The 25,577-nt window shown below is 69.1% G+C and carries 20 protein-coding genes and 2 pseudogenes; 12 read left to right on the top strand and 10 right to left on the bottom strand.

The window, feature by feature from the left end:
* Positions 1-34: 34 nt before the first annotated feature.
* Positions 35-1,852, bottom strand: coding sequence for an autotransporter domain-containing esterase (locus tag ASD78_RS05395; RefSeq protein ID WP_056098912.1), 1,818 nt, complete (start codon positions 1,850-1,852; stop codon positions 35-37).
* A 215-nt stretch (positions 1,853-2,067) separates the two neighbouring features.
* Here ASD78_RS05395 and thiS point away from each other — a divergent pair, with 215 nt between their 5' ends.
* The 4 genes from thiS to ASD78_RS05375 all read left to right on the top strand — a co-directional run bounded on the left by thiS (position 2,068) and on the right by ASD78_RS05375 (position 6,101).
* A complete protein-coding gene (thiS, locus tag ASD78_RS05390) occupies positions 2,068-2,268 on the top strand; it encodes a sulfur carrier protein ThiS (RefSeq protein WP_056098909.1) in 201 nt (66 codons plus the stop codon).
* Between the two features lie 436 nt (positions 2,269-2,704).
* Complete coding sequence (locus tag ASD78_RS05385) at positions 2,705-3,499, top strand: thiazole synthase (RefSeq protein WP_056098907.1); 795 nt, start codon at positions 2,705-2,707, stop codon at positions 3,497-3,499.
* The gene (gene trmB, locus ASD78_RS05380; RefSeq protein ID WP_055903704.1) at positions 3,499-4,233 is read left to right on the top strand and encodes a tRNA (guanosine(46)-N7)-methyltransferase TrmB; all 735 of its coding nucleotides are present in this window, start codon (positions 3,499-3,501) and stop codon (positions 4,231-4,233) included. The genes ASD78_RS05385 and trmB overlap by 1 nt, the downstream gene beginning before the upstream one ends.
* Positions 4,234-4,253: 20 nt before the next feature.
* Positions 4,254-6,101 carry an SLC13 family permease gene (locus ASD78_RS05375; protein ID WP_056098903.1) on the top strand — a complete coding sequence of 616 codons (1,848 nt, stop codon included), beginning with the start codon at positions 4,254-4,256 and terminating at the stop codon, positions 6,099-6,101.
* A gap of 24 nt (positions 6,102-6,125) precedes the next feature.
* On the opposite strand, the gene ASD78_RS05370 is transcribed toward ASD78_RS05375, so the two are convergent.
* Positions 6,126-6,461, bottom strand: a complete 336-nt coding sequence (locus tag ASD78_RS05370; RefSeq protein ID WP_200944136.1) for a Rieske 2Fe-2S domain-containing protein — start codon at positions 6,459-6,461, stop codon at positions 6,126-6,128.
* Between the two features lie 103 nt (positions 6,462-6,564).
* On the opposite strand from ASD78_RS05370, the gene ASD78_RS05365 reads away from it, so the two are divergent.
* The 5 genes and pseudogenes from ASD78_RS05365 to ASD78_RS21445 all read left to right on the top strand — a co-directional run.
* Entirely contained in the window at positions 6,565-6,876 is a 312-nt protein-coding gene (locus tag ASD78_RS05365; protein WP_055903714.1) for a hypothetical protein, read from the top strand.
* A gap of 8 nt (positions 6,877-6,884) precedes the next feature.
* Positions 6,885-7,598, top strand: coding sequence for a fumarylacetoacetate hydrolase family protein (locus tag ASD78_RS05360; protein ID WP_056098895.1), 714 nt, complete (start codon positions 6,885-6,887; stop codon positions 7,596-7,598).
* Positions 7,599-7,643: 45 nt separating this feature from the next.
* Positions 7,644-8,045 (top strand): large-conductance mechanosensitive channel protein MscL, encoded by a 402-nt coding sequence (mscL, locus tag ASD78_RS05355; protein WP_055903724.1) that lies wholly within the window; start codon positions 7,644-7,646, stop codon positions 8,043-8,045.
* A 483-nt stretch (positions 8,046-8,528) separates the two neighbouring features.
* Positions 8,529-9,953: a M28 family peptidase gene (locus ASD78_RS05350; protein WP_056098891.1), complete on the top strand. Its 1,425-nt coding sequence runs from the start codon at positions 8,529-8,531 to the stop codon at positions 9,951-9,953.
* A gap of 276 nt (positions 9,954-10,229) precedes the next feature.
* A pseudogene (locus ASD78_RS21445) lies at positions 10,230-10,463 on the top strand (RebB family R body protein); the annotation flags it as partial.
* 563 nt (positions 10,464-11,026) lie between these two features.
* Here ASD78_RS21445 and ASD78_RS21440 read toward each other — a convergent pair.
* From ASD78_RS21440 to ASD78_RS05325, 4 genes and pseudogenes are all read right to left on the bottom strand, one after another.
* Positions 11,027-11,764: pseudogene (locus tag ASD78_RS21440) on the bottom strand (TrmH family RNA methyltransferase); the annotation flags it as partial.
* Positions 11,765-12,281: 517 nt separating this feature from the next.
* On the bottom strand, positions 12,282-12,842 hold the full coding sequence (locus ASD78_RS05335; protein WP_056098888.1) for a GNAT family N-acetyltransferase: 561 nt from the start codon (positions 12,840-12,842) through the stop codon (positions 12,282-12,284).
* 90 nt (positions 12,843-12,932) lie between these two features.
* Positions 12,933-16,058, bottom strand: coding sequence for an efflux RND transporter permease subunit (locus tag ASD78_RS05330; RefSeq protein WP_056098886.1), 3,126 nt, complete (start codon positions 16,056-16,058; stop codon positions 12,933-12,935).
* A gap of 49 nt (positions 16,059-16,107) precedes the next feature.
* Positions 16,108-17,205, bottom strand: coding sequence for an efflux RND transporter periplasmic adaptor subunit (locus ASD78_RS05325; RefSeq protein ID WP_056098883.1), 1,098 nt, complete (start codon positions 17,203-17,205; stop codon positions 16,108-16,110).
* Between the two features lie 289 nt (positions 17,206-17,494).
* Here ASD78_RS05325 and cysK point away from each other — a divergent pair, with 289 nt between their 5' ends.
* Positions 17,495-18,451 carry a cysteine synthase A gene (cysK, locus tag ASD78_RS05320; RefSeq protein ID WP_056098879.1) on the top strand — a complete coding sequence of 319 codons (957 nt, stop codon included), beginning with the start codon at positions 17,495-17,497 and terminating at the stop codon, positions 18,449-18,451.
* 373 nt (positions 18,452-18,824) lie between these two features.
* Here cysK and ASD78_RS05315 read toward each other — a convergent pair whose 3' ends face one another.
* From ASD78_RS05315 to ASD78_RS05305, 3 genes are all read right to left on the bottom strand, one after another.
* Positions 18,825-19,355: a hypothetical protein gene (locus tag ASD78_RS05315; protein WP_055903743.1), complete on the bottom strand. Its 531-nt coding sequence runs from the start codon at positions 19,353-19,355 to the stop codon at positions 18,825-18,827.
* Between the two features lie 217 nt (positions 19,356-19,572).
* Complete coding sequence (locus ASD78_RS05310; RefSeq protein WP_055903746.1) at positions 19,573-20,583, bottom strand: class I fructose-bisphosphate aldolase; 1,011 nt, start codon at positions 20,581-20,583, stop codon at positions 19,573-19,575.
* A gap of 222 nt (positions 20,584-20,805) precedes the next feature.
* Positions 20,806-22,662: a hypothetical protein gene (locus ASD78_RS05305; RefSeq protein WP_056098876.1), complete on the bottom strand. Its 1,857-nt coding sequence runs from the start codon at positions 22,660-22,662 to the stop codon at positions 20,806-20,808.
* Between the two features lie 138 nt (positions 22,663-22,800).
* Here ASD78_RS05305 and ASD78_RS05300 point away from each other — a divergent pair, with 138 nt between their 5' ends.
* Positions 22,801-23,241, top strand: a complete 441-nt coding sequence (locus ASD78_RS05300) for a hypothetical protein (RefSeq protein WP_056098875.1) — start codon at positions 22,801-22,803, stop codon at positions 23,239-23,241.
* A gap of 137 nt (positions 23,242-23,378) precedes the next feature.
* Here ASD78_RS05300 and pyk read toward each other — a convergent pair whose 3' ends face one another.
* Entirely contained in the window at positions 23,379-24,845 is a 1,467-nt protein-coding gene (gene pyk, locus ASD78_RS05295) for a pyruvate kinase (RefSeq protein ID WP_056098871.1), read from the bottom strand.
* Positions 24,846-24,935: 90 nt separating this feature from the next.
* Between pyk and ASD78_RS05290 the strand changes: the two genes are divergently transcribed.
* Positions 24,936-25,520, top strand: coding sequence for a GNAT family N-acetyltransferase (locus ASD78_RS05290; protein WP_055903759.1), 585 nt, complete (start codon positions 24,936-24,938; stop codon positions 25,518-25,520).
* The last annotated feature ends 57 nt before the right edge of the window (positions 25,521-25,577 follow it).

The raw sequence follows: 25,577 nt of genomic DNA, 5'->3' as shown, positions 1-25,577 counted from the left end.
GCGGGCCCGCGCGGCGTGGTGCCTGCGCCGATGCTTAGAAGCCGGCGCCGATGGTCGCGAACACGGTGGCGTGGTTGCCGCCGGCCTGGCCCACGGTGACGCTGGTGCCGAGGTTGGCGTCGAGCCCGAACAGCTGGGTGCGCGCGCCGATCAGCAAGGTGCCGTAGCTCTGGTCGAAGTCGTGGCCGGGAACCGCGTACGGCGCGGTGCCGGGCATCGACTGCAGGCGCGCGAACACTTCCTTGTCGGCGTCCTCGAACTCGTGGTCGTAGGTCAGGCGGGCGTAGGGCTTGAGGTGGTCGTTGATGGCGTAGCTCACCTGCCAGCCGGCGCTGCCGATCAGCGAGTCGTAGTTCTGATCGCCGTAGGCCAGCGAGGTGGCCAGGGCCGGATCGCTTTCCTTGAAGCCGTCGACGTCGATCTGCTGGGCGGTCACGCCGATCACCGGGCCGTGGCGCAGCGCGCCTTCGCCGAATTCCCAGCCGGCGTTGATCGCGGCGGTCAGGTTGCGGCCGTCGGTGGAGCCGCTGTGGACGCGGCTGGTCGGACCGAGCACGACGCGGCGGTCGGTGTCGTAGTCGACCTTGGTCCAGCTCAGCTGGCCGTTGACCCACGCGTTGGCGCCGTACCAGGCCGCGAAGCCGCCCAGGGTGGCGTCGTTTTGGTCGAACTCGCCGCCGTTGCGGCCCCAGTCCAGGCTCTGTCGGCTGTAGCCGGCGAAGGCGCCGAACACCCAGTCGCCGCGGGTCCAGTCGACGCCGCCGCTCAGGCCGGGACCGGCGCCGTCGTAGCTGTCGCCCTTGCCGTAGCGCTGGAAGTCGCCGCGCGCGTCGGCCCACCAGCGCATGCCGTCGCCCTCGGGCTTGGCGCCCAGGTGATTGGCGACGCGATCGGCGCGCGAGCGGCCGACCATGGCTTCGGAATTGGGCAGCAGCGCGATCTGGCGCGGCGCCTCCAGGATCGACACGGCGTAGTCGCCGAGGATCTTGTGCGCGCGCGAGGACGGATGCACGCCGTCGGCGAAGGCGTAGGTGTCCGGCGCGGTCGGGTCGGCGTAGTTGAGCGGGCTGCAGGTCAGCGAGGACGCCGTGATTTGCGGATTGCAGGCGGTGCCGGTGACGTTGGTGATGCCGTACGGCGCCGGGTTGGACGTGATCTCGCGCAGCAGGTTGAAGGTGTCGAGCGGGATCACCCGGTAGCCGGCCGTGGCCAGGCCGCCGAACAGGGCGGTGTTGTAGGTGCTCGACAGCTGGGTGCCCGCCGCCTGCTGGGCGGCGCCGCCGGCGCGGAACTGCGGGGTCAGGCCCAGGTCGGGGATGGTCGGGACCAGGATGTACTTGGCGCCGGCGTTGGTCAGCGCGCCGACCACGCCGATCTGCGAGGCGACGGCGGTGCCGATGGTGCTGGCCGGGGCGCCGCCGGCGACCGCGAACAGGTCGTTGGCGCCGCCCCAGACGGTGTACAGCGCGCGCGAGTCGGCGCGGCCGCCGTTGGCGGCGAGGTAGCCGGTGACCTGGGTGTTCAGCGACGGGATCGGGCCCAGCGCGCCGCTGGTGTTGGTGCCGGTGCGGGCGCCGCCGACGGCGTAATTGGTGCCGCCCTGGTTGTCGCTGACCGCGTTGGTGCCGTAGTAGTCGGCCAGGTACTCCGACCAGACCAGGCCCGGGTTGGTGGTGAAACGACCGAGCAAGGCGCCGTTCGGGCCCACCGCCTGGATCAGCGCGGGGCGGAAATGGCCGGAGTCGGTCAGGCTGTCGCCGAAGAAGACCGTCTGCGAATAGGTCTGGGCGAAGGCCGGCGCGGTCGCCAGCGCCAGGGCGGCGGCGAGCACGGTGCGAACGGGTTTGATCATGGGATTCCCTGCGAGATCGTGAGTAAGCGTTAGGTATCGGGGCGCAACGTCTGCCGCGGTGCGACAGTACGCCCGCGGATGGCTCGGCATCGAAGCATGCGGCGCTGCGACATACAAGGCGCAGTGCGGCAAAACCCCAGCCCGGCGGCCAGCCTCGGCACAGCGGTCGCAGCCCGCCCTGGCCGAGCGCCGGGCGGCGCGGGACAATAGCCGGCATGGACATCACTCTCAATGGCGAGCCGCGCGCGATCGCGGCCGCGACCACAGTCGCGCAACTGCTGCTGGACGAGGGCCTGGGCGAACGCCGGGTCGCGGTCGAGGTCAACGGCGAAATCGTCCCACGCGGCGCGCATGCCGTGCATGCGCTGGGCGCGGGGGACAAGGTCGAGATCGTGCATGCGCTGGGGGGTGGGTGAGCCCGGACGAGCTTTGCGCGGCACTGCCGCGCAGTCCGGGCGAACGCCCGGCCAGGGATGGCCGGGCCGGACGATCCGAAGCTAAGTAAGTAGCGCCAAGGACGGCAACGCGCAGCTCACCGAAGCGACGCCGGAAACAGCGCAACGCCCCAACCCAGACCTACATCGCCCGCGCAGCCCCCATCGCGGCTCACGCCGCTCCCACATGAAGCGGCAACGCGATCACCCGTGTCGCGCCCGCAGGCCCCGGTCGCGGCTTACGCCGCTCCTACCCCAAAGCCAAGGCCCGCAGGTCGCGGTAAGCCAAAGGCGCAGCGCATCGCCCCGCCCCACCCCTCCGCAAAACCGCGCGGCTGCTACCGCATGCCACCGCCCCCATCGCGGCTCACGCCGCTCCAGCCAGGCATTGGAGGGTGCGATCGGCCATAATTGGGCGATGACTGACACCGCCTTCTCCGATCCGCTGGTCATCGCCGGCAAGTCCTACCGTTCCCGCCTGCTGACCGGCACCGGCAAGTTCAAAGACCTGACCGAAACCCGTCTGGCCAGCGAGGCCGCCGCCGCCGAGATCGTCACCGTCGCGATCCGCCGCACCAACATCGGCCAGAACCCCGGCGAGCCCAGCCTGCTCGACGTGCTGCCGCCGGACCGCTACACCCTGCTGCCCAATACCGCCGGTTGCTACAACGTCGACGACGCGGTGCGCACCTGCCGCCTGGCGCGCGAGCTGCTCGACGGCCACACGCTGGTGAAACTGGAGGTGCTGGGCGACCAGCGCACCCTGTTCCCGGACGTGGTCCAGACCCTGGCCGCGGCCGAGATCCTGGTGCGCGACGGTTTCGACGTGATGGTCTACACCTCCGACGATCCGATCCTGGCCAAGCGCCTGGAAGAGATCGGCTGCGTCGCGGTGATGCCGCTGGCCGCGCCGATCGGCTCGGGCCTGGGCGTGCAGAACAAGTACAACCTGCTGGAAATCGTCGAGAACGCGAAGGTGCCGATCATCGTCGACGCCGGCGTCGGCACCGCCTCGGACGCGGCGATCGCGATGGAGCTGGGTTGCGACGGCGTGCTGATGAACACCGCCATCGCCGGCGCCCGCGATCCGATCCTGATGGCGCATGCGATGAAGCTCGCGGTCGAGGCCGGACGCGCCGCGTTCAAGGCCGGACGCATCCCGCGCAAGCGCTACGCCAGCGCGTCCTCGCCGGTCGACGGTTTGATCGGCTGATGACCGATCCGTTCTCCAGCGACGGCGCCAAGACCCCGCCCAAGCCGTTCACGGTCGAGGAAGGCCGGCGCCAGGTGCGCAGCTTCGTGCTGCGCCAGGGCCGCTTCACCCCGGCCCAGCAGCGCGCCTTCGACGAGCTGTGGCCGCGCTTCGGCATCGACTACCAAGGCGCGCCGCGCGACTACGACGCGATCTTCGGCCGCAGCGCCAAGCGCGTCATGGAAATCGGTTTCGGCAACGGCGACGCCCTGCGTTTCGCGGCCCGGCACGACCGGGACCGCGACCTGATCGGCATCGAGGTCCACGCCCCCGGCGTCGGCCGCCTGTTGAACGCGCTGGCCGAAGACGCCAGCGACCACGTCCGCCTCTATCACCACGACGCGGTCGAGGTGCTCAACAACGAAGTCGCCGACGGCGCGCTGGACGAGATCCGGATCTACTTCCCGGACCCCTGGCACAAGAAGCGCCACAACAAGCGCCGTCTGGTCCAACCCGAGTTCGCGCAGCTGCTGGTGCGCAAGCTCGCCGGCGACGGTCGCTTGCACCTCGCCACCGATTGGCAGGACTATGCCGAACAGATGTGGGACGTTCTGGACGCGACCCAGGGCCTCGCCAACCGCGCCGGAGCGCGCGGCGCGGTGCCCCGTCCGGACTGGCGCCCGCAAACGCATTTCGAGACCCGCGGCCAGAAGCTGGGACACGGCGTCTGGGATCTGCTCTACGACCGCACCTGACGAGCCCTGACCGATCCGGCATGGACACCGCGCTGACGCTCACCACCGACATGAAGCTCGTACTCGGGCTGGTGGGCTTCACGATGGCGATGTTCCTGTTCGAGCGCATCCGCGCCGACGTGGTCGCGCTGGTGGTGCTGGTGTTGCTGGGCCTGTCCGGCCTGGTCGAACCCGACGAGCTGTTCAACGGTTTCTCCGGCAACGCGGTGATCAGCATCATCGCGACCATGATCCTGGGCGCCGGCCTGGACCGCACCGGCGCGCTCAACCGGCTCGCCGGCTGGCTGCTGCGGCGCGCGCACGGCGTCGAACAGCGCCTGCTGCTGCTGACCACCGCGGTCGCCGGCCTCAATTCCTCGTTCATGCAGAACCCGTCGGTGATGGCGCTGTACATGCCGGTCGCCTCGCGCCTGTCCTCGCGCACCGGCCTGTCGCTGCCGCGCCTGCTGCTGCCGATCGCCGCGGCGATCGTGATGGGCGGCGCCCTGACCATGGTCGGCAACTCGCCGCTGATCCTGCTCAACGACTTGCTGCTCAACGCCAACAGCAACCTGCCCTCGGGCGCGGCCACGATCGAACCGCTGAAGATGTTCGCGCCGCTGCCGATCGGCCTGGCCCTGCTGGCCGCCTCGCTGGCGTATTTCCACTTCTTCGGCGACAAGCTGCTCAAGGACGACAGCGACAAGGGCGCGACCCCGGCGCGCACCCAGAGCTACTTCGCCAAGGCCTACGGCATCGAGGGCGATGTCTACGAGCTCACCGTCACCGCCGACAGCCCGCTGGTCGGCATGTCGCTGGGCGAGGCCGAAGCGCTGCGCGGCGCGCCGCTGCTGCTGGCGCTGAAAAGCGACAACGAATCGCGGCTGTCGCCGCCGGCCGATACCCGCATCTGGGTCGGCAGCGTGCTCGGCGCGATGGGATCCAAGCAGCACGTCAGCGACTTCGCCCAGAACCATTTCCTGCGCCTGTCCTCGCGCCTGCGCACCTTCGGCGACCTGTTCAATCCCAGCCGCGCCGGCATCTCCGAAGCGGTGATCCCGGCCACTTCGGGCTACATCGGCAAGACCGCCGGCGACCTGCACCTGCGCAAGCAGGCCGGCCTGAGCCTGCTCGCGGTCAATCGCGACAAGCAGGTGCTGCGCGAGAACGTACGCAACGTGCCGCTGCGCGCCGGCGACATGCTGGTACTGCACAGCATCTGGACCGACCTGGCCGATGTCGCGGCGAGCAAGGACCTGGTCGTCGTTACCGACTACCCCAAGGGCGAGCAGCGTCCGCACAAGCTCAAGCTGGCGCTGACCATCTTCGCCGTGGCCATGCTGCTGGCGCTGTCGTCGCGGCTGCCGGTGTCGATCGCGCTGATGACCGGTGTGGCCGGCATGCTGATCGCCGGCGTCATCAACATCGACGAGGCCTACGCGGCGATCAACTGGAAGACCGTATTCCTGATGGCCTGCCTGATCCCGCTGGGCTGGGCCATGGATTCCAGCGGCGCGGCGGCCTGGATCGCCGGCCACACCATCGAGCGATTGCCCACAGGCACGCCGGTGTGGCTGCTGGAGCTGCTGATCGGCCTGCTGACGACGATCTTTTCCCTGGTGATCAGCCACGTCGGCGCGACCATCGTGGTCGTACCGCTGGCGGTCAACCTGGCCCTGGCCGCGGGCGGCAACCCGACCGCGTTCGCCCTGATCGTGGCGCTGTCGGCGTCCAACAATTTCATGACCGCGTCGAACCCGGTGATCTCGATGATCACCGGCCCGGCCGGTTACACCGGTAAGGAATTGTGGAAGATCGGCGCGCCGCTGTCGCTGATCTACACCCTGATCGCGGTGCTGATGGTCAACCTGCTGTTCTGGGGAAAGTAAGCGCGCGGGAGCAAATCCCTGTCCTCAGGCCAACCAGACCGCCCCATCGCGCACCACCACCGCGATCGGGCGCAGCGCTTCGCCGCGACAGGGGCCGGCCACGCATTCGCCGCCGGCCAGCTCGAAACTGGCGCCATGCGCGGCGCACACCAGCAGCCCGTCCTTGCTCCTGAGGAACTGGCCCGGCGCCCAGTCCAGCCGGCGGCCGGCGTGCGGGCAGATGTTGAGCCAGGCGCGCACGGCGTCGCCGTCGCGGTACAGCAGCAGCGATTCGGCGTCCCCGTCGATGGTCGCCTCGGCCTCGGCAAAGCCGCCGACGGCGATGCGCTCCAATGAAATCAAGGGCTGCGCCGCCGAAATGCCGGCTTCGGCATGGTTTAACGAAGTTCTCACACCCTCGTTCATCGCTGGTCCGATACTCGCCTGCCCGGCCTTGTTGCCGCATTGTGTCACGACGCAAGAAATGTTCGCCCACAGCTTCCGCTTCGACCACCACCAGTTCCAGCAGCGCATGCGCCACGCTTTCGAGCCGCGCAAGCCGCGCCACCGGCTGCTGCGCTTCGCCGTCGGCATCGTCGGCCTGGGACTGCTGGCGCTGCTGGTGATGTTCAGCGTCGTGATCGGCACGGCCATGATCGCCGCCGGCATCGTCTACAAACTGTGGAAGCGCCGCGGCCAGCCGATGGCGGCGCGCGACCCGCGCATCGTCGAAGGCGAGTTCCGCGTCGTCGATGCCGCGCGCGTCGAGCGCGCCGATACCACCCGTCCCCTGTAAGGCCAGCAATGACCGACGTGATCGCGGCCGCGCCGCAGCCCCGTATTCCGGTCCGCGGCGGCGGACAGTTCCCGGTCCGCCGCATTTACTGCGTCGGCCGCAATTTCGCCGAGCATGCGCGCGAAATGGGCGCCGCCGTACCGACCTCCGCCGCCGACCGCGGCAACCCGGTGTTCTTCCTCAAGCCCGCCGACGCGATCGTGCTCGACGAGGCCGTGCCCTACCCGCGCGGCACCGAGGACCTGCACCACGAAGTCGAACTGGTGGTGGCGCTGGGCCGCGACGCGCCCGCCGGCGAACTCGACCCGGCCGACGCCACGGCGCTGATCTTCGGCTACGCGGTCGGCCTGGACCTGACCCGCCGCGACCTGCAGACCGCGGCCAAGGCCAAGGGCCTGCCCTGGGACACCGGCAAGGCCTTCGACCATTCCGCGCCGATCAGCCCGATCGTGCCCGCGGCCGAGGTCGGCGAACTCGGCGCACGCGCGCTCACCCTCGAGGTCAACGGCCAAATCCGCCAACGCGGCTCGCTGGACGACCTGGTGTGGAACGTGCCCGAGATCCTGCACGAGTTGTCGCGGCTGTATGCGCTGCGCGCCGGCGACCTGGTGTTCATGGGCACGCCGGCCGGGGTCGCCGCGCTGCAACCGGGCGACCGCTACCACGCCGTGCTCGAAGGCGTGGCCGAGTTGCACGGCCGTATCGCGCCCGCGACGGTATAGTCGGGCGCCAGGCACCCCCGTGCCGCACTTCCAGGGAGATCCGCCATGGGCATGATCAGCGAGTTCAAGGAATTCATTTCGCGCGGCAACGTCGTCGACCTCGCGGTCGGCGTGGTGATCGGCGCCGCGTTCGGCAAGATCGTCACCGCACTGGTCGACGGCATCGTGATGCCGCTGATCGGCTACGCCAGCGGCGGCGTCAGCGTCAGCGACTGGAAATTCGTGCTCAAGCCCTCGCAGCTGGACGCGGCCGGCAAGGAAGTCGCGGCCGAAGTCGCGGTCAAGTACGGCCTGTTCCTGCAGACGGCGATCGATTTCCTGCTGATCGCGCTGGTGATCTTCCTGGTCCTCAAGGCGTACAACAAGCTGCGCAAGCCCGCCGAAGCCCCGGCCACGCCCGAGGACATCGCGCTGCTGCGCGAGATTCGCGATTCGCTGAAGAAGTAAGCGCTCCTCCGCGAAGAGCCCACGACGGCCGCCCAGTGCGGCCGTTGCGCTTTTTGGAGTCCTGCGTCCCGCTTGGGGTAGTGGCGGCGCCAGCCGCGACCGCGCGGCTCCGGCGCCTGCGAAATCGCGGCTCACGCCGCTCCCACAGCGGAATCGCCGGGCCAATGTGGGAGCGGCGTGAGCCGCGATTGCGAATCCATGGCCATTGCGCGGTCGCGGCTTACGCCGCTCCTACCCCAAAGCGCTCAGGCCCCAAGCCACGAGGCCCGAAGCCACGAAGGCCCGAAATCCCGAAGTCCCGAAGCGAAAGGCGCGGCGCGCGCCGAAACGAAAACGCTGCTTCGGCAAACTTTCGCACCAGCCTCAAGCGCGGCGATAGGCAGCGACAAATAAGGCTCAAGTCCGGCGTGACTTGAGGCATGCAGGCGAAGCGCGCCGGCTTGCTAAGCTCGACGCTTCGTCTTTGCAGCCGGGGAGTTGGGAATGCGTGCACCGTTGTGGGCGGCGATCGTCGCCGTCTTGTCCGTCTCGTCGCTGATCGGTCCGGCCCATGCCGCCGAGCGCGAAACCCGCATTCCGGAAGCTGCGATCGCCAATGCCGCGCAATTGCGCGAGCGCGCGCTGGCCAGCGACCTGGGCTACCGCATCACCGAATCGCTGACCACCGAAGTCGGGCCGCGCCTGGCCGGCAGCGAAGCCGATGCGCGCGCGGTCGCCTGGGCCGAAGCCAAGTTCCGCGAACTCGGCTTCGACAAGGTCTGGCTGGAGCCGGTCAGCTTCCCGAAGTGGGAGCGCCGCAGCGAGCGCGCCGAAGTGCTGGGCGCGCACCGCCAGCCGCTGACCCTGACCGCGCTGGGCGGCAGCCCGGGCGGCACGGTCGAGGCCGAAGTCGTGCGCTTCGCCGATCTGGCCGCGCTCGAAGCCGCGCCGGCCGGCTCGCTGGCCGGCAAGATCGCCTTCGTCGACTACCGCATGCAGCGCGCCCGCGACGGCGCCGGCTACGGCCCCGGCTCGCGCGTACGCAGCCGCGCGCCGTCGGCGGCGATCCGCGCCGGCGCCAGCGCGATGCTGATGCGCTCGGCCGGCACCGACTCGCACCGCGCCCCGCACACCGGCATCACCCGTTTCGACGAAGGCCTGACCCCGATCCCGTCGGCCGCGCTGGCCGCGCCCGACGCCGACCAGCTCGCGCGCCTGGTCGCCAAGGGACCGGTCAAGGTCCGCGTGGCCCTGGACTGCGGCTGGAACGGCCAGGTGAGTTCGCACAACGTGATCGGCGAAATCCGCGGCAGCAAGAAGCCCGACGAGGTCGTGGTGATCGGCGGCCACCTGGATTCCTGGGACCTGGGCACCGGCGCGATCGACGACGGCGCCGGCGTCGGCCTGACCATGGCCGCCGGCAAGCTGATCGGCGAGATGAAACAGCGCCCCGCGCGCAGCATCCGCGTGATCGCCTACGCCAACGAAGAGCAGGGCCTGTACGGCGGCAAGGCCTACGCGGCGGCGCACGCCAATGCGGTCGCCAAGCATCAGATCGGCGCCGAGAGCGACTTCGGCGCCGGCCGCATCTACGCCTACTCCAGCTCGGCGCCCGCGCACGCGCAGGCCGCCGACAAGCAGATCGCCGAAGCGCTGGCGCCGCTGGGCATCGAGCACACGCCGGGCAGCGGCGGCCCGGGGCCGGACATCGGTCCGATCGCCGAGCGCGGCATGGCCTGGGCGCGCCTGGCCCAGGACGGCAGCGACTACTTCGACCTGCACCACACGCCCGACGATACCTTCGACAAGATCGATCCCCAGGCGCTGGCGCAGAACGTCGCGGCCTATGCGGTGTTCGCCTACCTGGCCGCGTCCGCCGACGGCGATTTCGGCAGCCAGCCCAAGGCCGCCGCGGTTCCTGAAGAGTAAGTTCCGAAGAGTAAGTTCCGAGGCGCAAGCTCCAACCACGGGGCGCCGGCTGCGGCCGGCGCTCCCTTGCCGAAGTCGCCGTGCGCGTCGTCGCGCCCTCGCCCGCTGATCGCCCGCGGCGTGCCCTAGCCGAGCCCGTCGTCGCCCCGGCAACGACCGTTCGTCGCTCGCGCCGAATCCATTCGTCGTATCGGTTCACGGCCGCCCCCTGGCGTCGTTGCGCGGCCTTAGACTGATCGCGCAAGGAACGCCCACTCACCGACCAGGAACGCCGCCATGTCCTTCCCGACCGCCGTCAACGACCAGATCACCGACTCCATCACCCAGTCCAACGTCAAAGTCATCGGCGAAGCGCCGGCGTTCGCGATGGGCTCGATCTACCAAAGCATGGCCCGCTCCACCGGCATCCTGTTCGAGAACGCGGTGATGCAGCAACAGCAGATGAACATCCTGCTGCAATCCGCGGCCGCTCAGGGCGCGATCCAGATCTACAGCACGGACACGCAGGCGCCGGACGGCCCGCAACAACTGCAGGCCAAGGCCGAACAAAGCGCGGCCGAACTCAAGAACGCGGTCATGGGCGGCGTCAATCCGCAGATCGTCGACGCGGTGAAACTGAGCCTGCACAGCGTGCTCGACAGCGCCGGCGACTTCTCCTACGCGGTGCGCTGCGCGGCCCAGGCCATGCAGGCCGCGCTGGACGACATGAGCAAGAACTCCCACCACGATGCGCTGGACACGGTGAAACTGGCCGCGACCGCGAGCTGCCTGCGCGCGATGATCGCCGACCCGGACAAGGCCGACGCCTATGCGGTGGTGATGGATGCGATCCGGCGCTTGAGCTGAGCCGCGGCGCCGGCTCGGCGTCTACCTGCGGGGCTGTTCGTCTGAGCTGGGACAACAGCCGCAGCAAATCCCCCAGCGCCCGTTGCGCATACGTTTGCCCCCCTTTTTTAAGGGGGCCAGCGAGCTATCGGCAGTATTGAACTTGCCCACAAGTCCCCTTTGTCGAGAGGACTGGTGGGACTTGGTCTTGCTGTGTTGCGGCGACGCGCCGCCGCCTACGAACGCCCTCAGCCCCGCTTTCGCGCAGCCCACGCCGCCAGGAACACCGCCGTAGCCGAGGCGACGTTGAGGCTTTCGACCGCGCCGCTGCCGGGGATCGACAGGCGCAGGTCGCAGGCCGCGGCCAGTTCGCGATCCATGCCCTCGCCTTCCGCGCCGATCACATAGACCAAGCGCTCCGGCAGCGCGGTCGCGAACAGGTCGCCGCCGCCGTGGACCACGGTCGCGGCCAGCGCGAAGCCGGCGCCGTGCAATTGCGCGATCGCGTTGTCCTCGCGCCCCAGGCGCACCATCGGCACCGCCTCCGCGCCGCCCTCGGCGACGCGCGCGGCGGCGCCGGACAGGGCCAGGGGCGAATGCTTGGGCAGCAGCACCGCCGACACGCCGAAATGCGCGGCGGCGCGCAGGATCGCGCCCAGGTTGTGCGGGTTGCCGACGCCGTCCAGCCACAGCGCGGCCTGCGGACCGGCCGGCAGATCGCGCAGCCAGGTCGACAGCGAGCCGACCTCCTCGCGCAGCACGTCGGCGACCACGCCTTCGTGATGGCTGCTGGCGGCGAGCTTGTCGAGATCGCCCTCCTCGACCACGCGATAACCGACGCGATGGGCGACGCACCAGGCCAGCAAGGGCTGCAGGGCTGGAATGCGCGCTTCGGTCAGATACAGCTTGCGGATCGCCTGCGGACGGCGCGCGAACGCCGCGCGCACCGCGTTGAGTCCGTACAGGCGCAGCTCCAGATCGCGCGCGCGACGCGGCGCGGCCTCGGCCTGCAGCTGCGCTTCGTCCAGGCGCTCGCCGACCTGGTAACCCTGAGCGTCGTCGCGCGGCGGACGCGAAGGCCGCGCATGCTCGCTGCGCGGGTGTTCGCTGCGCGGATGCACGGGGCCGCTGCGCTCGGCGCCGCGCGGCGCCTGCGGTGCGCGCTCGCGCCAGGGCGTGTCGCGGCCGCGCGCGGGCTCGCCGCCGCGGTTGCGATCGTCGTTGCGCGGGTTGCGGTCGTCGCCGCGACCGGCCCAGGGACCGGCGTTGCCCGGTTCGCGCGGGCCACGCTCTGGTGTCGCACGCTCTGGTGTCGCACGCTCTGGTGTCGCACGCTCTGGTGTCGCACGCTCTGGTGTCGCACGCTCGGGTGTCGCACGCTCGGGTCTCGCACGCTCGCCAGGGCGATCGTCGGCGCGTTCGCGGCCGGGCCTGCGTTCGTCGCCTGCGCCTTCGCGCCGCCAGGGATCGCCGCCGCCGGGCGGGCGCGGACCACGGGGAGGATCACGGCGCATCTTGCAGACTCCTTCTCACCTTGGCGAACACACGCAGATCGTGCAGTTCGCCGTACTTGACCACGGCGCAGCGTTGCGCGCCCTCTTCGATAAAACCGTTCTTCAGCAACACCCGCGCCGAGGCCGGATTGCTGTCCAGCACCGTCGCGAACAGGCGGTGCAGGCCGAGTTCGTCCATCACCCAGGGCGCGAACGCGCCGACTACCCGCGTCATCAAGCCGCCGTTCCAGTGCGCGCGGCCCAGCCAATAGCCCAGCTCGGCGCCGTAGCCGCGTTCGCCCTGCCCCGGCCGCACGCCGATGCCGCCGCAGGCACGGCCGCCGACCTCGATGGCGTAGACCGGATCGTCGAAGCTCACCACTTCGCCGGCCAGGAAACGTTCGCCGTCGTCGCGCGTGTACGGGTGCGGGAAGCGGTCGCTGACGCCGCGCGCGACCTGGGCGTCGTCGGCGTGCGCGAGCAGGCTGTCGAGGTCGTCGCCGCGCCACCGGCGCAGGATGTAGCCCGCGCCCGTCGGAGGCGGGCCATGGCGGCTGGAGGCGCGGTTCATGCCGCTAGCCTAATACGCCCGCGCTCCGGCGCAAATCGAAATACGCGACGGCGGCGGCGGGAGCGGCGCAAACCGCTCCCGCGCAGCGGATCAGGCGTGACCGCCGGCCTGCGGGGTCTCGCGCTCCAGCTTCTCCAACTCGTGCGCGACCGCTTCCGGCGACTGGGTGTACTTGGCCAGCAGCACGTAGAACGCGGGCACGATGAACAGCGACAGCAGGGTCGAGAACGACACGCCGAAGATCACCACCACGCCGATGGTCGCGCGGCTGGCCGAGCCCGGACCGCCGGCTAGCACCAGCGGCAGCGCACCGACCACGGTCGCGATCGAGGTCATCAGGATCGGACGCAGGCGCACCGCCGCGGACTCGACGATCGCCTCGTGGATCTTGCGGCCCTCGTCGCGCAACTGGTTGGCGAACTCGACGATCAGGATGCCGTTCTTCGCCGCCAGGCCGACCAGCATGACGATGCCGATCTGGCTGAACAGGTTGAGCGTGCCGCCGGTGACGGCCAGGCCGATCAATGCGCCGAGCACGCCCAAGGGCACGGTCAGCATGATCACGAACGGATGAATGAAGCTCTCGAACTGCGCGGCCAGCACCAGGTACACCACCAGCAGGGCCAGGGCGAAAGTCAGCAGCACCGCGCCGCCGGCAGCCTGGTACTCGCGCGATTCGCCCTTCCAGTCGATCTGGGCCTGGTCCGGCAACTCCTCGCGCACGGCCTGGTTGAGCCAGGTGATGGCCTCGCCCATGCGATAGCCCGGCGTCAGGCCCGCGCTGATCGTGATCGAACGCAGGCGGTTGAAGCGGTTGAGGCTGCCGGGTTCGGCCAGTTCCTGCAGCGTGACCAGGTTCGACAGCGGCACCAGCGCGCCGTCGCGCGCGCGCACCTGGATCGCGGCCAGATCGGCCGGCGAAGCGCGCAGGGCCTTGTCGGACTGCACGATCACGTCGTACTCCTCGCCGTTCTGGACGAAGGTGGTGACGCGGCGCGAACCCATCATGGTTTCCAGCGCGTGGCCGATATCGGTCACGCTGACGCCGAGGTCGGCGGCGCGCTGGCGGTCGATCTCGACCCGCATCTGCGGCCGGGTTTCCTTGTAGTCCGAATCGGCGGAGAAGAAACCGGGGTTCTTCTCGATGCGCGCGAGCAGCTTGTCGCGCCACTGCGCCAGCTCGGTGTACTCGGGACCGCCGAGCACGATCTGGATCGGCTGGCCGCGCGTGCGCACCAGGCCGCCGCCGACTTGCGGCAGCGCGCGCACGCCGGTGAGCTGGCCGAGCTCGGCGCGCAGGCTGTCGGCGACGTCGGCGGTGCTGACGTCGCGCTTGTCCCAGTCCTGCAGGAACACCGCGATGCGGCCGGTGTGCATTTCCTCGCTGGCGCCGAAGCCGCCGGGCACGCGCGGGTTGTAGCGCTGGATGGTCTTGTCCGGGCCGACGTGCGCGGCGACGATCTTCTCGACCTGCTGCACCTGCTTGACCGTGTAATCGAAGCCGGCGCCCTCAGGGCCGAGGATCGAGATCTGGAACGCGCCGCGGTCTTCCGGCGGCGCCAGTTCCGAGGGCACGTAACGGAACAGGCCGTAGCTCAGGCCGATCGCGGCCAACATCAGCATGCCGAACAGCCAGGGGCGCTCGACGCTGCGGTCGAGCCAACGCCGGTAACGGACGCTGACGCCGTCCAGGCGCGCGTTGACCCAACGGTTGATCGGGTTGGACTTCTCGTCCTTGTGCGGGCGTACCAGCTTGGACGACATCATCGGCGTCAGGGTCAGGGCGACGAAGGCCGAGATCGCGACCGCGCCGGCCAGCGCCACCGACAACTCGCGGAACAGGCGCCCGGTGTTGCCTTCCATGAAGCCCACCGGCAGGAACACCGCCACCAGCACCGCGGTCGTCGCGATCACCGCGAACGCGACCTGCTTGGTACCGCGCGCGGCCGCGACCAGTTTGGGTTCGCCCAGGTCGGCGCGGCGCTGGATGTTCTCCAGCACCACGATCGCGTCGTCGACCACCAGGCCGATGCACAGCACCAGCGCGAGCAGGGTCAGCAGGTTGATCGAGAAGCCGAACAGGTACAGCGGAATGAACGCGGCGATCAGGCACACCGGCACCGTCACCGCCGGAATCAGCGCGGCGCGGAAACTGCCCAGGAACAGCCAGATCACGATCAGCACCAGCACGATCGCTTCGGCCAGGGTGTGATAGACGCGCTCCACCGCCGATTCGATGAACACCGTGGTGTCGAAGGCGACGAAGATGTCGGTGCCCTGCGGCAGCGACGGACGGATGGTGTCGGCGGCCTTGCGCACCGCCAGCGCCACGTCGAGGCTGTTCGCGGTCGAGGTCTTGACGATGCCCAGGCCGATGTTGGGTTCGCCGTTGCTGCGGTAGTAGGCGCGGCGTTCGGCCGAGTCGAGCTGGATCTTGGCGACGTCGCCCAGGCGCACCACGTAGCCGTCGGCGCCCTTGCGCAGCGGAATCTGGGCGAAGTCCTCGGGCTTCTGGTAGCTGCGCGCCACGCGCAGGGTGAAGTCGCGCGATTCGGATTCGATCCGGCCGGCCGGCAGCTCGACGTTCTCGGCGCGCAGCGCGGCCTCGACCTCGTTGACGGTGATGTCGCGCGCGGCCAGGGCGTCGCGGTCCAGCCAGATCCGCATCGCGTAGCGCTGCTGGCCGCCGATGCGGACCTGGGCCACGCCGTCCACCGACGACAGGCGATCGACGACGTAGCGCTCCGCGTAGTCGGACAGCTGCAGCGTGTCCATCTGCTTGGAGCTCATGTTGAGCCAGATGATCGGGTCGGCGTCGCTCTCGACCTTCTCGATCTGCGGCGGATCGGCTTCTTCGGGCAGGCGATTGGTAACGCGGCTGACCGCGTCGCGCACATCGTTGGCCGCGGCCTCGATCTCGCGCTGCAGGGTGAACTCGATGCTGATCGAGGCGCGTCCGTTGACGCTGCGCGACTCGATGGTCTCGATGCCCTCGATGCCGGCCAGGGCGTCCTCAAGCACCTGGGTGATGCGGGTTTCGACCACCGCCGCCGAGGCGCCGGGATAGGTCACGTCGACCGAGACGATGGGCGGATCGATCGCCGGCAGTTCGCGCAGGGTCAGGCGCGAGAACGCCATCACGCCCAGGGTGATCAGCAGCAGGCTCATCACGGTGGCGAACACCGGACGGCGGATCGAGAGATCGGACAGATTCATCGTCGCTCAGCCCTGCGCTGCGGCGTTGGCGGACAGCCGATGCGCGCGCTCAGCCATTGGCGCCGTCCTTCGCGGCCGCGGCCGGCTTGTTGCCGCCCTCGGCCACCTTGCTGCCGGCGCGCAGCTTGCCGGTGCCGTCGATCACGACACGGTCGCCGGCCTTCAGGCCTTCGACGATCTCGGCCAGGCCTTCGCGGCGAGTGCCGATCTTGACGTCGGCGCGCTCGACCGTGCTGTCGGGCTTGACCCGATACACGAACGAGTCGTTGCCGACCTGGACCACCGCGATCTCCGGGATCAGCAAGGCCTGGCGCTGCGGGCGTTCCAGGGTGATCTGCACCAGCATGCCCGGCCGCAGCGCGCGGTCGCCGTTGGCGAAGTCGCCGCGCACGGTGATCGCGCGCGTGGCCGGATCGACGCGCGCGTCGACGGTGCTGACCTGGCCTTCGAAGGCGCGGCCCGGATACGCGGCGCTGGTGCCGCTCACGCGCTGGCCGACGGCGATGTTGGCCAGCAGGGTTTCCGGCACTGGGAAATCGACGTAGACGCGCGCGGTGTCGTCCAGGGTCGCGATCGGCGTGCCCGGGGTCACCAGCGAACCCGGGCTGACCTGACGGATGCCGAGCACGCCGCTGAACGGTGCGCGGATCACCCGGTTGTCGAGATCGGCGGCCATCTGCGCCACGCGCGCGCGCGCCGCGTCGCGGGTGGCGCGCTGCGTGTCCAGCGCCGAGCGCGCGATCAACTGCTGCGCGGCCAGTTCGGTCTGGCGCTGGTACAGGCTCTCGGCCTCCTTGGCGGTGGCCTGCGCCTGTTCCAGCGACGCCTGCTGCACCTGTCCGGTCAGGGTGATCAGCGGCGCGCCCGCGGCGACCACGTCGCCGCTGTCGAAATGCACGCGCTGCACGGTCTCGCTGACCTTGGCGGTGACGGTCACCGATTCGCGCGCTTTGACGTTGCCCAGCGCCTGCACGGTGTCGTTCCACGGCCGCAGCGCGGCCGCCTGGATCGTGACCGGCACCGGCCGGTCGCCGCCGCCGCCCTGCTGGCGTTCCTCGCCCTTGCTGCAGGCCGCTACGGCCAGAACGACGACGAGCGCGCAGCTGGCGCGGAAGCAAGCTGCACGGAATCCGGGGGCAAGGCGCATGCGGTTCTCTGAACGGGAAACACGGAAGGGAGACTGGACGCGCGGCCGCGACAGGCGCGCAAAGGCCCAGCCGGGCGATTCTAGCGGCCCTGCGTTAACGTTCGCGTGGGCCATTGGTTGACGCCGCGGGCCTGCGTGGCCGGCCCGCGCCGGCCAGCGCGTGTAAGGTTTGCCGAATGTGGCGGGTCGCGAGCCGGACCCGCATCGGGTCGGAGATCGTCCGCGGCGGTCGCCCGCCCCGTTCGCCTCCCCCATCCTCCTCCCGTCCCCCACTCAGGAGCCGCCGAACATGATTTACGACAGCATTCTCGACACGATAGGCCGCACGCCGATCGTGCGGCTGCATCGCATCGCCCCCGCCCACGTCACCCTGTACGCCAAGGTCGAATCCTTCAATCCCGGCGGCTCGGTCAAGGACCGCCTCGCCATCGCGATCATTCTCGACGCCGAGGCGCGCGGCCTGCTCAAGCCCGGCGACACCGTGATCGAAGCGACCTCCGGCAACACCGGCGTGGCCCTGGCGATGGTCTGCGCCTCGCGCGGTTACCACTTCGTGGCGACGATGTCGGAAACCTTCTCGGTCGAGCGCCGCAAATTGATGCGCGCCTACGGCGCCAAGGTGATCTTGACGCCGGCCGCCGAGCGCGGCAGCGGCATGGTCCGGCGCGCCGAGGAACTGGCCAAACAGCACGGCTGGTTCCTGGCCCGCCAGTTCCAGAATCCGGCCAACCCGGCCTACCACCGCCAGACCACCGCCGCGGAAATCCTGCAGGATTTCGCCGGCCGCAGGCTCGACCATTTCGTCACCGGTTGGGGCACCGGCGGCACCCTGACCGGGGTCGGCGAGATGCTCAAGCTGGCGCGGCCGGAGGTGCGCGTGACCGTGTCCGAACCGGCCGGCGCGGCCCTGCTCAGCGGCAAGGAGTGGCAACCGCACAAGATCCAGGGCTGGACCCCCGACTTCGTGCCGGAAGTGCTCAACCCTCAGGCCGCCGACGCGATCCTGCCGGTCGAGGACATGCTCGCGCGCGACACCGCGCGCCGGCTCGCCGCCGAGGAAGGCGTGTTCGTCGGCATTTCCGCAGGCGCGACCGCGGCCGCGGCGCTGGAAGTCGCCAAGACCGCGGCGCCGGGCGCGGTGATCCTGGCGATGCTGCCCGACACCGGCGAGCGCTATCTCAGCACGCTGCTGTTCGAAGGCGTCAACGAAGGTTCCGACGACGAGTGGCTGGCCGGCCTGTCCTGAGCGCGTGAGCCCGTCGGCCCGCAACCTGCTGCTGTCCAACGCCGCGACCCTGGTCGCAGCGTTGGCGCTGCACTGGAGCGTGGGCAGGCTGCTGTGGACGTACTGGATCCAGAGCGTGATCGTCGGCTACTACGCGCGGCGACGCATGCCGTCGCTGCGCGAGTGCAGCGGGCGACGAGGAAACGTGAGCGCGGGTCGCACTGCACGGATCTGCGCTTCGCGACCCCGCACTTCGCAAACTCGCGCTTCATAGGGTGCGGTGAGCGCAACGAGCCGCATCGATAACGGTGTGCCTCGTGGCCAGATGCGGTTCGCTGCGCTCAGTGCATCCTACGGCGAGGGTTGCGGCCGCCGTTGCGCAGCGACGCAGACGTTACAACCAGCCCGCGTCCCAAACGTAGACGATCAGGGCGAGGGCCACCGCCAGCAGCGCGAACACCACCACTCGGCGGTCGCTGTCGTCGTGCTGCACGGTCGGCGGGCGTACGGTCGCAGCTGTGATCGGGCGGGTCGTAGCGGCATTGCCCGAACGCATCGTCGCCGCGGCCTTCGCATGCCCATGGATGTGCGCTTCGACCCGCTCCTTGGCGGTGCGCAGGTCCATGCCGGACTGGTGCAGAACCTTGATCGCCTCGATGGTCTTGCCCTGCGACAGCGCCAGCAACGCGGCCGCGGGCAGGCCGCCGTGCGCCGATGGCGCCGACCCCGGGCTCGACGCGGGCTTGATCACGCTCGCGCTGGGCAGCGGCCGGCTGTCGCGCCAGGCCTCCACCGCTTCCTTGGCCAGACGCAGCTCGATCTTGCCGTTGCTGTCGCGCACCAGTTTGATCGCCGCGATCAGATCGCCGCGCGCGACCGCCGCAGCGGCCTCGGGGGAAATCGCGACCTTCTTCGACTCGGCCATGCGCGCTGCCTCCTGCATCGACTGCGGTCAGTCTACCCGGCTTTGGCGGGCGGCCGATCTAGCTAAATGGCGTTAGCCGGAGGCCGAAACGCTGCCCTCCCCCCACCCCTCTTCCGCTCGGCGGGAGCGGGGTCGGCTAAGGGCCGGCGCGAACCCCGGAAACGAAAACGCCGGCGCAAGGCCGGCGTTTCCGTTGAGTCGAGTCGTGCTGCGCGATTTACGCGGCCGACTGCCACTGGCCGAGCGCGGCAAGGCCGTTGTCGCGGGCGCGCGCGAACACGGTCTGCTGCGCCGACGCGACGTTGTTGACCAGGTCCTGCGACCACAACTTGAGCGCGGCCGACTGCATGGCGCGGCCGTAGGAGAACGACAGCGGCCACGGATTCGGGCCCATGCGGTTCATCGCATCCAGGTGCGCGGTCGCGTCCTCGTCGGACTGGCCGCCCGAGAGGAACACGATGCCCGGCAGGATCGCCGGCACGGTCGACTTCAGGCACTGCAGGGTCGCCGCGGCGACTTCCTCGACGCTGGCCTGCTCGTCGCTGGTGGTGCCCGGCAGCACCATCGAGGCCTTCAGGATCGTGCCCTCGAGCATCACGCTCTGCTCGTACAGCGCGCCGAACAGCGAACGCAGCACGACCTCGGTGACTTCGAAGCAGGCGTCGATGTCGTGGCTGCCGTCCATGATCACTTCCGGCTCGACCATCGGCACCAGGCCCTGCTCCTGGCAGAGCGCGGCGTAGCGCGCCAGGGCGTGGCTGTTGGCTTCGATGCAGGTGCCCGACGGGATGTCGTCGCCGATGTTGATGACCGCGCGCCACTTGGCGAAGCGGGCGCCGAGCTTGTAGTACTCCTCCAGGCGCGCGCGCAGGCCGTCCAGGCCTTCGGTGACCACTTCGCCCGGGAAGCCGGCGAGCGGCTGCGGGCCCTTGTCGACCTTGATGCCCGGAATGATGCCGTTGTCGGCCATCAGCTTGGTGAACGGCACGCCGGACTTGGTCGACTGGCGGATGGTTTCGTCGTACAGGATCGCGCCAGAGATGTAGTCGCCCAGCTTGGGCGTGCTCAGCAGCAGCTCGCGGTAAGCGCGGCGGTTCTCTTCGCTGTTCTCGATGCCCACGCCGGCGAAGCGCTTGGCGATGGTGTTGTTGGACTCATCGATGGCGATGATGCCCTTGCCCGCGGCGACCATGGCCTGGGCGGTTTCGGCAAGCTGTTCGATGCTCATGGAGATCCTGCGGCAGCGGTGGGAAGCCCACGATTATAGCCGCTGACGGTGAACCTTGCCTTGAGCCTTACCCTGTTCAATCAGTGACTTGCGACGCGTTGCGCGGTAATCGGTTACAGGGAGGCACCTTGTCGATCGATACCGATGCCATGGCCCGAAGAAGGCACTGGAGCGAAATCGTGCCGGAGACGGCGGGCGGCCATGCCGCCCGCCGTCTCGCCTTCAGAACGGGATGCTCTCCGGCCAGTAGCAACCGGTCTGGCGGCAGAACACGTCAGCCGATGCTGACCACGGCTCGCCTTCAACCTTGAGCAGTCCGTAGAACGGCTCCGGGCTGGGGAAGTCGGGATCAAAGCCATGTGCGTCGGCCATGCGGAACCAGATCAGATAGGTCAGCCAAGGTAGCGCAGCCTCGAACTGGCCCGGCTCCGTTTCCACGAGCTTGTGGGTGTGATACAGCGTGTTCTTCATCCACAGCGCCAGCTCTGCCGGATCAGCCTTGGCGCAGGACGGATACTGGCCGGTGACTTCATCCGGCGTACCGGTGCAACGCGTACTCGAGTTGCCAGCCTCGGACAGGATCACCGGCAAAGTGTCGTCGTTATAGCCTTCCAGCACATCGTGAATGGCTTCGTTCTTGGCGACCCAGGTGCTGTCGTCGGCATCGCGAAAGATGTACGGATGCCACGACGCCACATCGAAGTACTGGCGCGCATCCGGCGGACCGCGCCGCCCGCTGGCGATACCTTCGTAGAGGGCTTTGATGAACGTCTTGATCGGCTCAAGGTCGTTATGCCCCAGCGGCGACGGCGGCGGCATCACCGCCTTGGCGGCCGGGTTACCTGCCTTGATTCCACGCCGGGCCGCAAACATGAGGTCCAGGGTGATGTTGACCCGATCCATCTCGGTGAATTCCTCGCGTCTGTCCGAACAAGCGTCAGCCTGGCCTACCAAAGGAGGCGCAAGGACTGTGGGGCCGTTGGTCTCATTGGCGATCTGCCACAGCTCGATCTCCGGGAATTCGCGTGCGATCGTGGTCCAGCTGCGCTCATAGCGGGCAAGGAAGGCCCGATAGGCCGCACTGGGCTGCAGAGGCGTATCGACGCACGGTAAAACCCACGAATTATTTCGCGATGCATGGCCGGTCAGCCATTGCGGGAAGCTATTGTCGACGCCCACCAAGGTGATGTTGGCGTCCCTCAGTCCGTCCACTGCCCGCCGATGCAGACCGAGATAGGGACCGAACGTGTTCTCGTCGACCAGCAGATGGGTATTCAGCATCCACATGCGAAAGACACGGGGCCGGAACCCCTTGGCGACCAGCACTTGCCGGTCGACATCCTCGATCTGCTTCGCCGTGTCGTACGGATACCGACTAATCGCATTCGGCACAATCGGCTCGCCCAGGCCCAGGCTGCCCTTGCCGGCCGCCTGAAGATTCGCATTGCGCGGATTGCCGCAGTAGAAGAATTGATAATCGACATTGGGACTCCCCAATGCCGCGTAGCGAGAGTAACCGGAGGGGCAAATGCGAGCGACGCCGGTCGCGGGGTTCGGGTATTCGACCGCACCGAGGCCGGTCATGCCGCCGAAATCCATGCGCAGACCGCCTTCGACATGCGGCCGGTAGCAATAGAACAAGTTGTTATCGACGCTCGGCGTACCCAAGACCTGCCGGGCCTGGTAGCCGTTCGGGCACTCGTGGGTATGCGTGAAAGGATTAACGAAGTAATAGTAGCCGCGCCAGGGCAACGCGCCCTCTTCCGAGCCATTGGCCAGACCGACCATACCGCCGAAGTCGTACAGCGGCGCGCGACCGGCGACATGCGGTCGCGTACACAGGAACATCGACCAATCCACGTTGCCGGTGCCGAATACTTGCCTGGCGTCGTAACCCGCGGGACAGCTGGCCGCTCCGGTCGCGGGATTGTTGTAGTACTTGACCACCCCGCCCTCCGGGTACAGGCCGAACATGCCGCCGAAATCGTAGGCGTCCTCGTCCGCCGCCCAGGCCGACGCCGAAGCCAGCATCGACGCGGCCAGCGCCGCCCGCCATATCCATTTGAATCGCTTGTTCATTCCAACCCCTGCCTTGATGGTCCAGTCGCCGCGGTCGCATTCGCCCGCCGCGAGCGCCGTTGTAACCCGAGCTCATCGCAACAAGCGAGATGTGCCATCCCGACGGGTGGGGACTGGCCGACCGGGATATATACCGCCGTGGCGACCGAGCGCGACCAACAGCTGATCGGTCTGGCCAGCGACGAAACCCTCGGCGCCGGCACCTGTCATCGCGGGAAAGTGAGTGCGGTCGAGCGCCGTGCGGTCGAGCGCGAGCTGCGCGCCCCGTTGGGCCGGCGGCGCCTGGACCGCGCCGCCGTCGACAAGGCACTGCGCCCTTACGACGCCGAAGAGCGCAGCGGCCTGCGCGTGCAAGCGCTCGCCCTCGCCGGCGGCAAGCGCCTGCTGGTCGCCACCGCCATGGCCGCGGTGCCGCCGCGCAGCCCGGACCAGGCCGATGCGACGCTGGATTCGGTGCTGTTGCTGGAGGCCTCGGGCCCCTCAAATGCTCGATACGGCATCATCGGAGTGGCATCTACTGGCTATGCCACTAATAACTCGCTTGATACACGATGCCGATATGTGGCGCGATGCCGCTGAAAGCACTTTAGTCATGAAACTTTGACGACGACGGTCACGGACGCGAACCCTGTATCGTCAACGACCGATAGAAGAAAGGCCCAGCGTGAGCTGGGCCTTGTGCTGATCGGCCGAGGATGAGGCCGCGACGAACAGGCTTACAGCTCGCCCAGGCCCTCGGCGGAGCCGCCGGCGCCGACCTGGAGCAGGCGCAGGGTGTTGGTGGCGCCGTGCTGTTCCATGGTGTCGCCGCTGGTGAAGATCACCCGTTCCTCGATCGCCAGCTTGCCGGTGTCGAACAGCTGCTTGACCGCGCTGCGGGCGGCGTCGCGCGAGGCCAGGCCGCGGCTGTCGAAGTCGATCGGGTAGACGTCGCGCATCAGGGCCATGCGCCGGCGCGCGCCGGGATGACGCGAGAAGGCGTAGATCGGCGAGTTGGAGCGGAACCGCGACAGGAAGCGCGCGGTGCCGCCGGACTCGGTCAGGGCCACGATCGCGCGCACGCCGATGTGCTCGGACAGGAACATCGCCGCCATCGCGATCGCCTGGTCGGCGCGTTCGAGGTTGCGCGGCGCGGCTTCGAAATCGGTGTCGTGGTCGAACTGGCGCTCGGCGCCCAGGCAGATGCGCGCCATCGCCTCCACCGCCTTGATCGGATAGCGGCCGGCGGCGGACTCCTGCGACAGCATCACCGCGTCGGTACCGTCGATCACGGCGTTGGCGACGTCCAGCACTTCGGCGCGGGTCGGGATCGGGCTGTCGACCATCGACTGCAGCATCTGGGTGGCGGTGATGACCACGCGGTTGCGGGCCAGCGACTCGCGGATGATCTTCTTCTGCAGGCCGGGCAGTTCGGCGTCGCCGATCTCCACGCCCAGGTCGCCGCGCGCGACCATGACCACGTCGCTGGCCTCGACGATCTCGGCGAGGTTCTCGATCGCCTCGGCGCGCTCGATCTTGGACACCAGCGCGGCGTCGCTGCCGGCGGCGCGGGCGATGCGGCGGGCCTCGTTCATGTCTGCGGCGTTGCGGCAGAACGAGACCGCGATGAAGTCGGCGCCGAGTTCGGCGGCGACCGCGATCAGTTCCTTGTCGCGCTCGGTCAGCGCGCCCAGCGACAGGCCGCCGCCCTGCTTGTTCAGGCCCTTGCGGTCCGAGAGCACGCCGTCGTTGAGCACGGTGTTGACGATGCGCTGGCCTTCGACCGCGTCCACGCGCAGCTGCAGCAGGCCGTCGTCGAGCAACAGCACGTCGCCGGCCTTCACGTCGTTGGGCAGACCCAGGTAGCTGACCCCGACTTCGCGCAGGCTGCCCGGCGGCGCGTCGGTGCTGGCGACCAGGTCGAAGCGGTCGCCGGCCTTGAGCAGCACCCGGCCTTCGGCGAAACGCTCGATGCGGATCTTCGGACCCGGCAGGTCGGCGAGGATGCCGACCTCGACGCCGACCCGCTGCGCGGCTTCGCGCACCGCGGTCGCGCGGGCGACCTGCGAGGAGGGATCGCCGTGGGAGAAATTGAGGCGGACCACGTCGACGCCTGCGGTCAGCAGCGCATCGAGCACGCCCGGCGGATCGGTGGCCGGGCCGAGGGTGGCGAGGATCTTGGTGCGACGAGGATTGGCGGACATGGCAGACTGCGGTTCCGTGACTGCGGGCCACGCTAGCACAGCTGCCGCGTCCTTCGATCGGTTTCGCGCCCATGTCCTCTCTTGTCCACGATGAATCTTGTCCACGATGAAACGGTCGAGCGCGACGACCTGCCGCTGCTGCGCGGCGAACGCCTGCGCCTGCGCGGCTTCCGCAGCGACGACCTCGGCGACTTCTTCGCCCTGCACGCCGACCCTGCGGTGATGCGCTACTGGAGTTTCCCGGCCTGGACCCAGCGCCATCAGGCCGAGGACCACCTGGCCCGGGCGATCGCGGCGCGCTCGAACGAAGAGATGCTGTGCTGGGCCGTCGTCGGGCGCGACGACGACCGCCTGATCGGCGCGACCACCTTGTTCGACATCCAGCGCGCCCAGGGCCGGGCCGAGATCGGCTATGCGCTGCGATCCGCGCATTGGAGCCGCGGCTACGCCCAGGAAGCGCTGCGGCTGGTGCTGGACTACGCGTATTCGACCCTATCGCTGCGCCGCATCGAGGCCGATATCGACCCGCGCAACCTGCCCTCGTGCCGGCTGGTGGAACGCCTGGGTTTCCGCCGCGAGGGCCTGCTGCGCGAACGCTGGAACGTCGCCGGCGAATGCCAGGATTCGGCGATCTACGGTCTGCTCGCGCGCGAGTGGCGGTCGCAGACGGATTGAAGGACGCGGGTCGCCGCGCTCATCGCATCCTGCGTTGAAGGGCTTGCGCACCGGAAC

Source organism: Lysobacter sp. Root667 (assembly GCF_001427715.1).
Classification (GTDB): Bacteria; Pseudomonadota; Gammaproteobacteria; order Xanthomonadales; family Xanthomonadaceae; genus Lysobacter.
Note: the sequence above shows the minus strand (reverse complement) of the source record. Positions and strands in the feature narration are given on the sequence as shown.